The organism is Halorarum sp. SLYT50 (genome assembly GCF_059821265.1).
Genome location: NZ_CM187555.1, coordinates 1,915,872 through 1,930,617 on the forward strand (window position 1 = coordinate 1,915,872; position 14,746 = coordinate 1,930,617).

The 14,746-nt window shown below is 72.6% G+C and carries 15 protein-coding genes; 6 read left to right on the top strand and 9 right to left on the bottom strand.

Features of this window, described 5'->3' with window-relative positions:
* The first annotated feature begins 49 nt into the window (after positions 1–49).
* Entirely contained in the window at positions 50–1,426 is a 1,377-nt protein-coding gene (gene glnA / locus AC6RUA_RS10030; RefSeq protein ID WP_499812880.1) for a type I glutamate--ammonia ligase, read from the top strand.
* A gap of 123 nt (positions 1,427–1,549) precedes the next feature.
* Here the strand turns inward: glnA and AC6RUA_RS10035 are convergent, their stop codons facing one another.
* The 4 genes from AC6RUA_RS10035 to AC6RUA_RS10050 all read right to left on the bottom strand — a co-directional run bounded on the left by AC6RUA_RS10035 (position 1,550) and on the right by AC6RUA_RS10050 (position 6,027).
* Positions 1,550–2,509 (bottom strand): phosphatase PAP2 family protein, encoded by a 960-nt coding sequence (locus AC6RUA_RS10035; protein WP_499812881.1) that lies wholly within the window; start codon positions 2,507–2,509, stop codon positions 1,550–1,552.
* A gap of 7 nt (positions 2,510–2,516) precedes the next feature.
* Complete coding sequence (locus tag AC6RUA_RS10040) at positions 2,517–3,836, bottom strand: YihY/virulence factor BrkB family protein (protein ID WP_499812882.1); 1,320 nt, start codon at positions 3,834–3,836, stop codon at positions 2,517–2,519.
* 70 nt (positions 3,837–3,906) lie between these two features.
* On the bottom strand, positions 3,907–4,827 hold the full coding sequence (locus AC6RUA_RS10045; protein ID WP_499812883.1) for a YihY/virulence factor BrkB family protein: 921 nt from the start codon (positions 4,825–4,827) through the stop codon (positions 3,907–3,909).
* 84 nt (positions 4,828–4,911) lie between these two features.
* On the bottom strand, positions 4,912–6,027 hold the full coding sequence (locus tag AC6RUA_RS10050) for a tRNA (guanine(26)-N(2))-dimethyltransferase (protein WP_499812884.1): 1,116 nt from the start codon (positions 6,025–6,027) through the stop codon (positions 4,912–4,914).
* A 98-nt stretch (positions 6,028–6,125) separates the two neighbouring features.
* On the opposite strand from AC6RUA_RS10050, the gene AC6RUA_RS10055 reads away from it, so the two are divergent.
* Positions 6,126–6,503, top strand: a complete 378-nt coding sequence (locus AC6RUA_RS10055) for a hypothetical protein (RefSeq protein ID WP_499812885.1) — start codon at positions 6,126–6,128, stop codon at positions 6,501–6,503.
* A gap of 25 nt (positions 6,504–6,528) precedes the next feature.
* Here the strand turns inward: AC6RUA_RS10055 and AC6RUA_RS10060 are convergent, their stop codons facing one another.
* Entirely contained in the window at positions 6,529–7,212 is a 684-nt protein-coding gene (locus AC6RUA_RS10060) for a hypothetical protein (RefSeq protein ID WP_499812886.1), read from the bottom strand.
* A gap of 108 nt (positions 7,213–7,320) precedes the next feature.
* Between AC6RUA_RS10060 and AC6RUA_RS10065 the strand changes: the two genes are divergently transcribed.
* On the top strand, positions 7,321–7,785 hold the full coding sequence (locus AC6RUA_RS10065; RefSeq protein ID WP_499812887.1) for a TRAM domain-containing protein: 465 nt from the start codon (positions 7,321–7,323) through the stop codon (positions 7,783–7,785).
* 75 nt (positions 7,786–7,860) lie between these two features.
* The gene (locus AC6RUA_RS10070) at positions 7,861–8,349 is read left to right on the top strand and encodes a Tfx family DNA-binding protein (RefSeq protein ID WP_499812888.1); all 489 of its coding nucleotides are present in this window, start codon (positions 7,861–7,863) and stop codon (positions 8,347–8,349) included.
* Positions 8,350–8,359: 10 nt separating this feature from the next.
* On the opposite strand, the gene AC6RUA_RS10075 is transcribed toward AC6RUA_RS10070, so the two are convergent.
* Both AC6RUA_RS10075 and AC6RUA_RS10080 read right to left on the bottom strand, forming a co-directional pair.
* Entirely contained in the window at positions 8,360–9,385 is a 1,026-nt protein-coding gene (locus tag AC6RUA_RS10075) for a mannose-1-phosphate guanylyltransferase (protein WP_499812889.1), read from the bottom strand.
* An 84-nt stretch (positions 9,386–9,469) separates the two neighbouring features.
* Positions 9,470–9,784: a DUF7091 family protein gene (locus AC6RUA_RS10080; protein ID WP_499815434.1), complete on the bottom strand. Its 315-nt coding sequence runs from the start codon at positions 9,782–9,784 to the stop codon at positions 9,470–9,472.
* 288 nt (positions 9,785–10,072) lie between these two features.
* Between AC6RUA_RS10080 and AC6RUA_RS10085 the strand changes: the two genes are divergently transcribed.
* On the top strand, positions 10,073–11,005 hold the full coding sequence (locus AC6RUA_RS10085; RefSeq protein WP_499812890.1) for a replication factor A: 933 nt from the start codon (positions 10,073–10,075) through the stop codon (positions 11,003–11,005).
* Position 11,006: 1 nt separating this feature from the next.
* Positions 11,007–11,612: an RPA family protein gene (locus AC6RUA_RS10090; RefSeq protein WP_499812891.1), complete on the top strand. Its 606-nt coding sequence runs from the start codon at positions 11,007–11,009 to the stop codon at positions 11,610–11,612.
* A gap of 60 nt (positions 11,613–11,672) precedes the next feature.
* Here AC6RUA_RS10090 and AC6RUA_RS10095 read toward each other — a convergent pair whose 3' ends face one another.
* Together AC6RUA_RS10095 and hutI are read right to left on the bottom strand one after the other, a co-directional pair.
* Positions 11,673–13,352, bottom strand: coding sequence for an HAL/PAL/TAL family ammonia-lyase (locus AC6RUA_RS10095; RefSeq protein WP_499812892.1), 1,680 nt, complete (start codon positions 13,350–13,352; stop codon positions 11,673–11,675).
* Positions 13,345–14,676, bottom strand: coding sequence for an imidazolonepropionase (gene hutI / locus AC6RUA_RS10100; RefSeq protein ID WP_499815435.1), 1,332 nt, complete (start codon positions 14,674–14,676; stop codon positions 13,345–13,347). The genes AC6RUA_RS10095 and hutI overlap by 8 nt, the downstream gene beginning before the upstream one ends.
* Positions 14,677–14,746 lie beyond the last annotated feature (70 nt).

The following is a 14,746-nucleotide window of genomic DNA, read 5'->3' on the forward strand; positions in this document are numbered from 1 at the left end:
ACCGACAAGGATTTTATGGTGGATGTGTATCGGACAGACGCTCGAGAACATGACAGACGACACGGCGGCACCGGACGGTGGCTTGAGCGCGCAAGAACAGGGCGTCATCGATCGAATCGAGGAGGAGCGAATCGACTTCCTCCGACTCCAGTTCACGGACATCCTCGGGACGGTGAAGAACGTCTCCATCCCGGCCTCGCAGGCCGAGAAGGCGTTCAGCGAGGGAATCTACTTCGACGGCTCCTCTATCGACGGATTCGTGCGGATTCAGGAGTCGGACATGCGACTGAAGCCGGACCCCGAGACGTTCGCCGTCCTCCCGTGGCGCACCCGCGAGGAGGGCGGGGGTGCGGCCCGTCTCATCTGTGACGTGATGGACACGTCCAGCGGGGAGCCGTTCGAGGGCGACCCCCGCGGCGTGCTGAAGACCGTCCTCGACCGCGCCGAGGAGATGGGCTTCCAGGTCAACGCGGCTCCCGAACCGGAGTTCTTCCTCTTCGAGGAGGACGAGAACGGGCGCGCGACGACGAAGACCAACGACGCGGGCGGCTACTTCGACCTCGCGCCGAAGGACCTCGCCTCCGACGTCCGGCGGGACATCATCTACGGGCTGGAGGACATGGGCTTCGAGATCGAGGCCAGCCACCACGAGGTGGCGGAGGGACAACACGAGATCAACTTCGAGTACGACGACGCGCTCTCGACGGCGGACAACGTCGGCACGTTCCGGACGGTCGTGCGCGCCATCGCGGCCCAGCACGACCTCCACGCGACGTTCATGCCCAAGCCCATCGCCCGCATCAACGGGTCGGGCATGCACACGCACCTGTCGCTGTTCACAGAGGACGGCGAGAACGCGTTCCACGACGAGGACGACGAGTTCAACCTGAGCGAGACGGCGAAGCAGTTCGTCGCCGGCATCCTCGAACACGCACCCGCGCTCGCGGCCGTCACCAATCCGACGGTCAACAGCTACAAACGGCTCGTCCCCGGATACGAGGCGCCCGTCTACGTAGCGTGGTCCGACCGGAATCGCTCGGCACTCATCCGCAAACCGGCCGCGCGCGTCCCGGCGGCCTCCCGCATCGAGGCGCGCTTCCCCGACCCGTCGTGCAACCCGTACCTCGCGTTCGCCGCGCTCATCACGGCGGGGCTCGACGGTATCGAACAGGAACTGGAGTGCGACGACCCGGTCCGGGAGAACATCTACGAGTTCGACGAGCAGAAGCGCGAGGAGTACGGCATCAACACGCTGCCGTCGAACCTCGGCGAGGCCGTCGACGAGTTGGAAGCCGACGAGGCCGTCCAGGGCGCGCTGGGCGAACACATCAGCGAGAAGTTCATCCAGGCGAAGACGGCCGAGTACGACGAGTACCGCGTCGAGGTGTCCGACTGGGAACTCGACCAGTACCTGGAGACGTTCTAGACCTCGACCGGCGGTCCGGCACTCGACGGGTCCGCTCCTCCGATTTCGCTTTCTTTCGCCGCGCGGTGCTCGACCAGCGCTGGCTCCGACGGCTCGCCCGTTCCGGGCGACGCGCTCCGCCCGTCACGACCCGGCGGTCCGAATCTCGTCGGTCGTCCACCGCACGACCGTGGGCCACGCGACGACCAGCGCGACGGCGACGAACGAGAGCGGTCCCACGGCGAGCAGTCGGTACGGCGTCGTGTCGGGAACGACCCCGAAGACGACCGGTAGCCCGCCGGTCGCGACGACGTACGCCCCGGCGAACGGCACGGCGACGACCGCCGCGCCGACGGCGGCCCACCCGACGCCCACGCGCGCTCGCTCGCTCCCGCGAACCCGCCAGACTGCGTAGCCGCCGAAGCCGCCGCCGGCGCCGACCGCCGCCTTCACCGCCTCCGCGCCGTGTCCGCCGACGAGCGCGACGGTCAGCGCGACGACCCCGAGCGCACCGGCGAGGAAGAACGCGCGGTCGGGGCGGGGGCGGAACCCCGGACGCGCGGCCCGCTCGACACCGGCGAGCGCGACCGCGCCCGCCGCGACGCCGACGACCACGTCGGCGAGGTAGTGGACGCCGAGCACCGGCCGCGTGAGCGCCACGGACCCGACCACGACCCCCGCGACCGCCCACCGGCCGCGCCGGGTCCAGACGTCGAGAAAGGCCGCCAGCCCGCCGTACCACATCGTCGCGACGACGGCGTGACCCGACGGGAAACCGAACCCGGTGTCGGTGGCGACGGAGACGTACGCCGCGGCCACCCGGGCGGGGAGCCACGGGAGGGGAGTCGCCTCCGACGCGCCCGGCGGGCGGGGCAGCGCGAACAGACTCTTCAGTCCGACCGTGACCGCGACCGCGCTCAGCGCGACGGCGACCAGCGTCGCGCCGACTCGGCGCGGGTTCGCGCTCAGCCGTTCGTCGCCGAGCCAGTACAGCAGCGCGACCCCGAAGAAGACGAACCAGGCGTCGCCCGCCTGCGTGAGCAGGGCCGCGACCGCGAGCGCGAGGTCGGACCCGCGCGGCGCGCCCGCCCGCCACACCTGCACGCCTCTCTCACCGCCGGTTCCGGACCGCGTCGATGGCCCTGCCCGGTACGTCGACGAGGTTCAGCCCGACGCCGACGAGCAGGAACAGGACGTACAGCCCCAGCGTCGAGAGGAAGAGGATTATCATCGCGCCGATGGCGAACCAGCCGTCGAGCCAGGCGAACGCGCCGAGCGTGAGGACGACGCCGTACAGGAGGACGAGGTACGGCCCCCACCCCCGGGCGTGGCCCCGTCGCATGCGCGCGCGGACGTACCGTTTCAGTTCGTCTTCGAGCGCGGGCTTCTCGACGGTCCTGTCGTCGATGTCGTCGAGGTCCGCCCGCAGTTCGGCCACCTGCCGGTCGAGCTGGGAGATGTCCGGCGCGGGGCCGTCCTCGCGTTCGTCCTCGCTCATGTGTTGACGCGCATACGCGGGGAGCCCTTTACCGTGCCGGTCTCGGGAGGGGCCACCCCGCCCGTCGGCGGCGGGCCGGCCGCCGCCGACCCCCGGCGCTCCGCCCTCGAACCCGACGCTCCGGCGGTCCGAGAGGGTGACGTTCACCACGACGCCCACCAGCAGGATGGTCGCCCCGAGGTAGAGCCACGTGACGAGCAGCAGGACGCCGCCGACCACGCCGTAGAGTTCGACCTGTCCGCTGCCGCGCGCGCTCTGGAAGCCGACGTACGCCTGGAACAGCGCCTGCAGCACCGCCCAGCCGACGCCCGCGAACGCCGCCCCGGGGAGCACCTCCCGGACGCTCACGCGCGGTTCGGGGAAGAAGTAGTACATGGGGAGGAACGCGCCGGTCAACACCACCGGGAGGACGAGCACCCCGGCGAGTTCCAGCACGACGTCGAGGTTGAGCGCCGCGACGACGCCCCCCAGCAGCACCATCAGGAGGAAACTCGCGCCGATGCTGGCGGCGACGACGAGCGACTCTTTCACCTGGTCGAGTAGCGAGGCGGACTCGACGACGCCGTATATCTTGACGAACGCGGTGTCGACGCCGCGGAACACCTTGAGCGTCCCCCAGAGGGTCAGCAGGAGGCTGATGACGGTCGCTCCCCCCTGGCCGCCGTTCCGGAGCGTCGCTATCAGCAGCTCCTGCCCGGTGTCGGTGAGGACGTCGTCGCTCGCGGCGACGACGAGCGCGGCGAGTTGGTCGCCGCCGAGCGCCGTCGCGACGACGAGCGCGAGCACCGCCGCCGGGAGCAGCGAGACGAACGCGTAGTAGGCGACGGCGGCCGCGAGGAACGTCACGTCCTGTTCGCTCGTGCGGGTGGCGACGGTTCGGACGAGCGCGACCGCGCCCGCGACCCGTCCGCCGCCGGCGGACTGCGATGACACGACCACTCGTTCGGCTGACCCGACCAAGAAGCCTCGGGCGGCGTGCGCTCGGCCGGCGCCCGCTCGCGGCTCACTCGATTCGGCCGGCGAGTACGGCGTTGAGCGCCGCGCCCACGAGCAAGAGGACGTGCGCGACGTAGAACCACAGCAGCAGCAGCGCCAGCCCGCCGAGCACGCCGTAGATGCCGACGGCGACGTCGCCGGAGGCGTACAGGCCGAATCCGGCGCCGGAGACGGTCCACCCGACGGAGGCGAACACCGTCCCCGGGAGCGTCTCCCGCCACGTCGTCTCGACGGCCGGCAGCCCGTGGTACAGCGGCCACAGCGCCAGCACCGAGAGGACGAACATCCCGGCGGGGACGGCGACGTGCGCGAGCGAGGCGTTGGCGTACACCGACAGCGTGCCGCCGGCGATGAGCACCGCGGCGACGCCGAGTGCGCCGACGAGGAACGCGTAGACGGCGTCGGTGGCCTGGTCGAGCGCTCCGCGTTCCTCGGCGCCGTAGACGGCGGCGAACGCACGGTCGAACCCGCGGAACAGCTGAACGGCCGCGAAACAGACCAGCCCGACGGAGACGAGGAGGATACCCCGTCGCTGGGAGACGTCCGTCATCGCGTCGAGGACGAACGCCCGCCCGACTGGCGTGAGCACGTCGCCCGCGGCGGCGACGGCGCTCTGCGCGACGGTCTGTCCGCTGAGTTCGTACACCACGGCGAAGCCGAACACCACCGCCGGGAGCACGGCCACGATGCTGTGGTACGCGAGACTGCCCGCGATGAACGTCGCGTCGGCCCGGCGGACGGCGACGTACATCCGCCGGACGACGCTCGCGTCTCGCAGGTCGCCTCCCTTCTCGGGGCGGCCACCGCCCGCGTAGTCGCCGACCGCGTCGTCGCCGGTGCCGCGGTCGTCGCTCGCGCCTCCGTCGCCGTTGACACGCTCGCCGCGGTCGTCGTCGCGCACCAGCTCCGACAGCCCGTCGTTCGACACGAGAGGGTCCTAGCGGTGGGTACGAAAGAGAGTCGCGGCCGCTCACCCTCCATTACTTACCGGGGAGTTACCCAATAAACGGAATCAGCCGAGGCCCGCGGTCGCCTCGCGGCACTCCGCGACGCTCGCGTCGGTCTTGAACGCGGTGCCGGAGTAGTGGGCGCGACTCGCGTCGTACCCCGCGTCCCGGAGGGCGTCGACGAACGCGTCCATCCCGCACGCCGGGCGACCCCAGAGCTTGTACAGCCGGTGCTGGTCGTAGTGGGTCGGCGTGTCGAGTTCGACCGCGACGGTGTCGAGGAGCCTCCGGGCGCGCTCCGCCTCGCCCATGTCGTCGGTCACTTCCTCGCGGACGGCGCGCGCGAACCCGGGGTCGGCCACCGGCCCGAGCCAGAGCGGCCCCGCGGTGACCAGTCGGGCCGAGTCGCAGTGCGGACAGGACTCCGGCGGGTCCGCGACGAGTCCGCGTTCGGACTCCCGTTCGAGGCAGTCCTGACAGTGGTAGACGTGGCCCAGGTCGCCGACCGCCTCGTTCGCGCGGGTCGCGCTCGCGTCGAGTTCGACGTACGTCCGGGCGTAGTGGCGCGAGACGTGCGAGAGCACCGGCCGGGCGGCCTTGTCTCTGCTCGCCGCGCGGCGGACGAGCGCGGAGAGCAGGACGCGCAGGCCCATCTCGGGGTGGTAGTCGGTGTTGCGCGGCACCGTCGAGTAACGCCGCACGCCGCTCTCGAAGTGCGCGCCGCACAGCGGGGCGGTGTCCGTCGCCGTGACGCACAGCAGGTTCCGCGTGCCCGCCACGGCGGCGTCGACGAACGGCATCGGCGAGCCGTACGGGTCGACGTCGACCACGTCGAAGAACGCCTCGTGGAGCAGCGCGTTCGCGTCCCGTTCGACCGCCTCCCCGCCGTACGGCGCGAGGTTCGACCCGGCGAGGTCGACCGCCGCCTCGTCCACGTCGGCGCAGGTGACGTCCCACCCCTCCGCGGCCGCTCGCGCCCCGCGGACGCCCGAGGCCGCCATCGCGTCGAGGTACGTCTCCGCGCGCGACTCCCGCTCGCGGTACGCCCGGAGGACGGCGACGGTCACGTCGCGGTTCAACTCCATCTCGGGGTTGTAGAACACCTCCCCGCCGGTCCCCTCGCTGGCCCCGTCGCGGGCGCTCTCGACTTCGACGGTCACGCCGCCCTCCTCTCGCTCCATCGTTCGTGTGACCGCTCGGGCGCTGGCGGGGTTAAGCCGTGCGGCTCGCGACTCCGCCGCGTCCGAAGGGTTTTGCCCGCCGACAGCGAAGCGAACGTGTGACTCAGGGAGAGGGGGACGCGGCCGACGCCCTCGCGGCCGACGACTGGCGCGCGGCGCTCGCGGCCGCGGGCGAACTCACCCCGGCGGTGGTCGACGCCGTCGTCTCCACGCACGGCGCTCGCGGCCGGCGCGCCATCGAGGCCGTCTCCGAGGAGCGGGTGAAGCAGTACCGCGACTTCACCGTCGTCGTCGGCTACCGCGCGGAGCACGTCGTCGAGGGGGGCGGCTGCGACTGCGAGGACGCGGCGTACAACCTCGACCCGAACGACCCCGACGAGCAGTGCTGGCACGCGCTCGCCGTCGACGTGGCCGAGCGTCTCGACCGGGTCGACCACCACGACATGTGGTACTCCGAGGTCCGCGACTTCCTGTAGCGCCCCCGACGGGGGGGCGTGAGACTCAGAACGCGCTCGTCTCGACCGTGAGCGCGTAGTACGTCGCGGGCGCGAGCACGAACGCGACGGCCGCGACGACGTACGCGTCCGGCGGCCCGGCGGCCGAGAGTCCGGCGACGAGCGCGACGCTCCCGAGGAGGACGCCCGCCGCGACGGCGGCGAGCTTCGCGGTCCGGCCGACCCGGACGCCGCGCTCGTGGGCGTACAGCCCGCCCGCGAGCGCGACGAGCAGGCCGCAGGTCGGGCCGAACCCCGACCCGACGGCGACGCCCGCCAGCACCAGTGCACCGCCCGCGACCACCCCGACGGCGAGGACCGCCCGCGGCGGGAGCGCCCCGTCCGCGTCGCCGTAGCGGGTGGCGTAGGCGGCCGGCGGGAGCGCGACGAGCAGGCCGTAGAACAGGCCGCGCAGGAACGTCTCGACCGGGTCGCCCGTCGCCCGGACGAGTGCGTCGGTCACGACGACCACCCCGGCGAGCGCGCCCGCGCCCGCGACGCCGAGCGGCGGCAGCACCGTCGTCGGGTCGGCGTCGTGGTGGACGGCGTACAGCGCGAACGGGTAGAGGACCGCGACGGCGCCGAGCAACGACCGGGAGACGTCGCCGGTCGCCCAGAGGGCGAACCCGCCGAACGAGACGGCGAGCAGCGCGCCCGTCACCAGCGCCAGCTCCGGCACCCGTCGGTTCACGCCCGCGGTTCGGGCGGGCGAGCGTTAACGCCGTCGCTCTCGTCGGTCCCGGCGGGTCGCAGGCGACCAGACGGAAGCGTTTAGACGGGGCCACGGCTACGTTCACCCATGCCGGACTGTCCACTGGCGGACGAGTGCCCCCGATTCTCCGAGCGCATCCAGGGCATGGGCTGTCAGCACTACGGCGACCGCGGCGGTGCCGAGTGGTGTAACAGCTACGACATGCCCATCTCGGACCTGAAACAGCAGCCGGTCAAACCCGGCGAGGAGGTCGTCGTCGACGTGGAGGACATCCACGAGAGCGGCGCGGGCGTCGGCCGGACCGAGGACGGTTTCATCGTGATGATAGACGGGCTGTTGCCGCCGACGCGGGCGAAGGTCCGCATCGACCAGGTGAAACAGAACCACGCGAAGGCGGTCGACGTCGTCGAGCGACTCCCGATGGACGACGAGGACGACGTCGACCGCAACGGGACCGGCCCGGCGGGGGAGGAACGCGAGAACCGAGAGGAACGCGAGGACGAGAGAGAGGGACAGCGGCTCGGGTCGCGCGACAACTTCTGGGGTTCGTAACCCCGGAGCGCCCCCGGGACCGCGGACGGACAGTCCGGACTATCCTTTTTTGTGGCCGGGCCGCGCACGTCGGCCATGGCCGACCCGGAGCGTGACGCCGACGCGGTCGACGCGGACGTGGACGACCTGCTCGACCGCGCGGGGTTCGACCCGGACCGGAGCGTTCTCACCCGGCGACAGGCGGAGGTGCTCGCACTCCGCGAGCACGGCGCCCGGCAGGCCGACATCGCGGCCCTGCTCGGGACGTCGCGCGCGAACGTCTCAAGCGTCGAGGCGAGCGCCCGCGAGAACGTCGCGAAGGCGCGCGAGACGGTCGCGTTCGCGGAGGCGCTCGCCGCCCCGGTCCGCGTCGAGGTGGAGGGGGGAACGGACCTCTACGACGTGCCGGAGCGCGTGTACGACGCCTGTGACGCCGCCGGCGTGAAGGTGAACCACACGGCGCCGGACCTGATGAAACTCGTGAGCGACGAGGCGGGCGACGCCGTGCAGGGACGAGAGGTGGTCGCTCCCATCCTCGTGGGCGTCACGCGGACCGGCGCGGTCCGCGTCCGCCGGTCCGAGTGAGGCGGGCGAGTCAGAACCGGTCCTCGTCCTCCAGTCGTCGCACGAGTTCGCGGACCCGACCCGCCGCGGCCTTCGGAACGACGAGCACGCGGTCGTCGTACGCGACGACGCAGAGGTCGGAGACGCCGACCAGCGAGACGTGCGTTCCGTCGCTCGCGACGACGTTGTCGGCGGCGTCGAGCGGCAGCACCTCCGCGTCCGCGGCGACGGCGTTCCCGTCCGCGTCGGGCGCGAGTACGCGTGCGAGCGCGTCCCACGTCCCGAGGTCGTCCCACGCGAACTCGACGGGGACGACGGCGGCGCTCTCGGCACGCTCCATGACGGCGTAGTCGATACTGACCGGGTCGACCGCCGCGAACCCGGCGTCGGGGTCGCCCGCGGCCAGCGACTCCACCAGCGGCGCGAGCGGCGTGTCGCGCGCCGCGTCGAACAGCGCGTCCGGCGTCCACGCGAAGACGCCGGCGTTCCAGTAGTAGCCCGCCTCGACGTACTCGGCGGCGGTCTCAGCGTCCGGTTTCTCGTGGAACGCCGCCAGGTCGTAGTACTCCCCGTCGTCGTCGCCGGGTTCGACGTACCCGTACCCCGTCTCGGGTCGGGTCGGTTCGACGCCGAACGCCACGAGACGGCCGGTGTCGGCGGCGACGCGCGCGCCGCGGTCCATCGCCGCTTCGAACGCGTTCGCGTCGGGCACGTGGTGGTCCGACGGGAGGGCGACGACGACGGGGTCCGACTCCCCGCCGCCGGCGAGTTCGCGCGCGCGGTGCGTCGCGTACACCAGCGCCGGCCCGGTGTCTTTCCCCTCGGGTTCGACGACGACGCCGGCGTCGGGTGCGTGCTCGGCCACCCGGTCGGCGAACGCTTCGCGCGTGACGACCAGCGTCTCGTCCGCGAACCCAGTGCGGGCGACGGTGCGCGAGAGGAGCGACTCCTCGCCCCCCAGCGCGAGGAACTGCTTGGGTCGGTGGCTCCGCGAGGCGGGGTAGAGTCGGGTGCCGGTGCCGCCGGCGAGCACGACGGCGACGATGGGACGGTTCACGTCCGCGTCTCGTCCCCGCCGACAAAAGGCGCCGCGGTCGGCCCGCTCCGTTCCGCTCCGCTCTCCCCGGTTCGCCCGGTTCGGTCACCGCTGCCACGTCTGCACGACGCCCTCCCGCACGTCCTCCGCACAGCCCTCGCAGTCCCGGTGGCCCGACTCGAAACACGCGGGTCGCCCGTCGGGGTCGAGGAGGACCGCTCGCCTGTCGACGTGTCGCCGGCAGACGATGCGCGCGCGGCCCTCCTCGTCGGCCGGCAGGCCGAACGCGGCGGGCTCGCCCTCACCGACCCCGCGTTCGCCCGCGTCCTGTCCCTCCCGGTAGGCGCGCCTGCTCCGGGCGTACTCCCGGCCGACCTTGCGCGCCTGCTGTCTGAGGACGCGGCGGAACCGGTCGCTCAGCGTCATGCGTGGGAGTGGGGCCGCGGGCGGCATAGGTCCGTTGCCTCCCGGCCCGTCCCGGACCGGCCCCGGATGGTGCACCCCTCTCGACGCCGTCCGCGTGTCGGTGAGGCGTCCCGGACACCGCGAGGACGGACCGTGCGACAGCCCGATGTAGGTCCCGTATTCGGGGTATACGCGGCTCGAAACGTCCCCTTTCACTTTCACCGTACCACCGGAGATTTAAATATCATCGCGCACCAACCGTCGTACGCCTCCCACCCGAAACAGAACGGAGGCAGGACAACCATGGCAGACGTGCGAACCCACGCGGAAGAGATACGCGAGCAGTTTTCAGACCACCTGGACCTCACGGTCGAGGACGTGGAGGAGCGCCTCGACGCACTCGTCAACGAGTACCGCGTCCCCGTCGACGAGGCGCGCCGGAGCGTCGTGAACGCCTACCTCGACGAGGCGGGCCTCGACCGCGACGAACTCGGCGGCGGCGGCGGGAGCGAGCAGGTCCTCCTCGGCGAGATCGACGAGGACGAACAGTGGGTCGACCTCCGAGTGAAGGTCGTCGACCTCTGGGACCCCGGCCACGAGTCCATCGCGCAGGTCGGTCTCGTCGGCGACGAGTCGGGGACGATGAAGTTCGTCGCGTTCACGACGAGCGACCTCCCCGAACTCGAGGAGGGGACGAGCTACGCGCTCTCGAACGTCGTCACCGACGAGTACCAGGGCAACTTCTCGGTGAAGCTGAACCGGACGACGACCATCACCGAACTCGACGAGGCGGTGGAGGTCGGCGACGACGCCGACGAGGTCGAGGGCGCACTGGTGGACATCCAGTCCGGGTCGGGCCTCATCAAGCGCTGCCCCGAGGAGGGCTGTACGCGCGTCCTCCAGAACGGTCGGTGCAGCGAACACGGACAGGTCGACGGCGAGTTCGACCTCCGCATCAAGGCGGTCCTCGACGACGGCGAGGCCGTCCACGAGGTCATCTTCGACGAGGACGCCACCACCGAACTGACGGACATCTCGCTCGACGAGGCGAAGTCGATGGCGCAGGACGCCCTCGACACGACCGTCGTGGGCGAGGAGATGGCCGACCGCGTCGTCGGGCGCTACTACCGCGTCCGGGGCCCGACGCTCGGCCGGTACGTGCTCGTCGACGAGTTCGAGGAACTGTCCGGCCCCGCCGACGCGGAGGCCGTACTCATCAGAGCGAGGTCGATGTGAAATGAGCCAGCAGAACATCCCCTCCCGAGAGGTCGCGCGGCGCGTCTTCGCCCGGGAGTTCAACGACGGCAGTTACACGTTCCAGGAGTCCGACGACGAACGCGCACCGCTGTACCTCCTGCTCCCGACGGGGGAGCGCGCGAACCGCGTGTTCCTCGCCGGCACGCTCACCGAGAAGGAGGACGTGGGCGAGGACAGCGAGTACTGGCGCGGCCGCATCGTCGACCCCACGGGCACGTTCTTCGTGTACGCGGGGCAGTACCAGCCCGAGGCGGCGAGCGCGCTCCGCGACCTCGAACCGCCCGCGTACGTGGCGGTGGTCGGGAAGCCGCGGACGTACGAGACCGACGACGGGAGCGTGAACGTCTCGGTCCGCCCCGAGTCCATCACCACCGTCGACGCGGCGACGCGCGACCGGTGGGTCGTCGAGACGGCAGCGCGCACGCTCGACCGGGTCGAGCGCTTCGACGACGAGGGCAACGAGTACGCCCGGATGGCCCGCGAGCAGTACGACCTCCCGGTCGAGGAGTACAAAGACGCCGCGGTGGCGGCGCTCGAGTCGCTCGACGAGCGCGACGAACTCGACGCCGGCGGCGCGACGGCGTAGGACCGACGGCTGACGGGCGGACCGCTCCCCCGTCGCGGCGAACCCGGTTCCGTTTTTCGACTACTCCAGTTCCTCCGCGAGTGCCGCGTTCACCGCGTCGTCGAGCGCCCCGTCGGCGACGAGGCGGGCGAGCACGTCGATGTCGCCGTCGCTCGGTCGGTCCGCGTCGAGCGGCGGGACGACCGCGCGGACCGCCTCGTACGCCGCTCCGGTCCCGACGCCGTGGTCGAGCGCGTCGTCGACGAACTCGGCCGCCTGCGCGCCACAGAGGAGTTCGACCGCCACCACCGTCCGGACCCGCTCGCCGACGCGGCGCGCGGCGAACGCGGACGTCGCGCTCATGCTGACGTGGTCCTCCTGGCCGCCGCTGACCGGAACCGTGTCCGTCGCGGGTCGCCCCTCGCTCCGGCACTCGTTCACGAGCGCCGCGGCCGTGTACTGGGGAATCATGTACCCCGACCCCACCCCGCTCTCGGGCGTGAGGAACGGCGGCAGGTGCGGTTCCTGGAGGTTCGGGTTCACCATCCGGTCGACCCGGCGCTCGCAGACGGCCGCGAGGTCGGTCAGCGCACCGACCGCGTAGTCCAGCCGGTGCGCGAGCGGCGCGCCGTGGAAGTTCCCCCCCGAGAGCACCGCGGCCGACGCGGTCCCGCTCGCCCGGTCGTCCACCCGCTCGCGGGGGAACACCAGCGGGTTGTCCGTGGCGCTGTTGAGTTCGACCGCCACCGCCTCGCGGAGGTGTGCGACCGCGTCCCGGGCCGCGCCGTGAACCTGCGGCAGACACCGAATCGAGTAGGCGTCCTGCACCCGGTCGCAGTTGCGGTGCGACTCGACGACGTCGGAACCGGCGGTCAGCCGCTTCACGTTCCGGGCGACCGCCGACTGGCCCGCGTGCGGCCTGAGGTCGTGGACGGCCGGGTCGCAGGCCGCGGTGGTCCCCATCGTCACCTCGGTGGTGAGCGCGCCCGCGGCGTCGGCGGCCCGGAGCGTCCGCTCGGCGTCGTGGACCGCGAGCGCGCCGACCCCGACCGTGAGCTGGGTGCCGTTGATGAGCGCGAGTCCCTCCTTCGCGCCGAGCGCGAGCGGTTCCACCCCGGCCGCCGCCAGCGCCTCCGCCCCGGGGAGGCGCTCGCTGACGCGTGCGTCTCCCTCGCGTTCGTCCCCGCCGCGCGTCCGGTCCGCGCGCGCCGCGGGCGTCGACGGGTCGGCGTCCACGTCGGCCTCCCCCTCGCCCAGCAGGACGAGCGAGAGGTGTGCGAGCGGCGCGAGGTCGCCGCTCGCGCCGAGGCTCCCCCGGGACCTCACGACCGGGTGGACGCCCGCGTTCAACAGCGCGAGCAGGTGGTCGAGCACCACCTCCCTGATGCCGGAGTAGCCCTTCGCCAGCGCGTTGACGCGGGTGAGAAGCAGCGCGCGGACCTCCTCGCGCTCCAGGTCCCGTCCGGCGCCCGCGGCGTGGCTCCGAATCAGGTTCGTCTGGAGTTCCTCCACCCGGTCGGGCGGGATGCGGGTGTCGACGAGTTCGCCGAACCCCGTGTTCACGCCGTACACCGGGTCGCCCGACTCGACCACGTCGCGCACCCGCTCGCGCGACGCCCGGACCGCCTCGCGCGCCCCCTCGGCGAGTCCGACCGCGGCGTCCTCGCGCGCCACCGCGACCACCTCCTCGACGGTCAGCGACGCCCCGTCGAGGACGACGTCGGCGTCGCTCCCCTCCCGCCCGTCCGTCCGGTCAGTCACGGTTCCCTCCCGCCCCGTCGTCCCGTCCGACGGTCGGGTCGTCCGCGCTGTCGGCGTCGGTCGCGCCGCTCGGGTCCATCGAACCGCCCGCCGGGTGGACCCGCCGACCGCGCTTGAAGACGGCCGCGACGGGGTTCACGCCGAAGTTGTACGGGACGTGGACGTGTGACGGCGCGTCGACGAGGAGGAAGTCCGCGGAGGCGCCCCGCCGGAGCGTGCCGAGTCCACCCGGCGGGCCGTCCCCCCCGGGCGGGTCGCCGCGGTTCAGCGCGCGGGCCCCGCCGCGGGTCGCCGCCGCGAGCGCCGCCGCGGGCGACAGGCCCATCCCGACGCACGCGAGCGCGACGGCGAACGGCACGCTCTGGGAGTAGCAGTTCGGGTTGAAGTCGGTCGCCACGGCTAGCGGCCCGTCCGCCCGCTGGAACGGGTCCGCGTCGGCGTACTCCGCGCCGAGCGCGAACGCGGTGCCCGGGAGGAACGTCGGCGTCACGTCCGCCGCGGCCAGGGCCTCGGCGTCCTCGGCGGTGGCGTGGAGCAGGTGGTCGGCGCTCGCCGCGCCCACCTCGGCGGCCAACTGCGCCCCGCCGAGGCGGACGAACTCCTCGGCGTGGACCTTTGGGGTCAGCCCCCGGTCGCGGCCGGCCTCGAGGACGCGCCGCGACTGCTCGACGGTGAACGCCCCCTCCTCGCAGAACACGTCGCAGAACTCCGCGACGCCCTGCGCCTCGACCGCCGGGAGTTGGTCGTCGACGACCCGCTCGACGTACGCGTCGGCGTCCGTCCCCTCCGGGACGGCGTGCGCGCCCATGAACGTCGCCACGGCGTCGACCGGGTGACGCTCGCCCGCGCGGCGCACGACGTCGAGCAGCCGGAGTTCCGTCTCCCGGTCGAGGCCGTACCCCGACTTCACCTCGACCGTGGTGGTGCCGTGTGCGAGCATCACGTCCATGTGAGCGAGGAGCGTCGACAGCAGGCGGCCGTCGTCGGCCGCCCGGGTCGCGCGGACCGTCCGCAGGATGCCGCCGCCCTCGGCGGCGATCTCCTGGTACGTCTTCCCGCGGAGCTTCGCGGCGAACTCGTCCGAGCGGTCGCCCGCGAACAGCGCGTGGGTGTGCGCGTCGACGAACCCCGGGAGGACGGTCTTCCCGCGAGCGTCGACGGCGACCGACGCGTTCTCGGGCGGGTGCTCGCGCGTCACCTCCTCCGTCGACCCGACCGCGACCACCCGGCCGTCCGCGACGGCGAGCGCGCCGTCCGCGACGGCGGCGAGCGGGTCGTCGGTGCCGGGACCGACGACGAGTTCGGCCGCGCCGTGGACCACCACGTCCGCGTCGCCGTCGGCACCGGTATCCCGGTTCGCGCTCGGGTCGAGGTCGGTGTCGCCGTCCCGACCG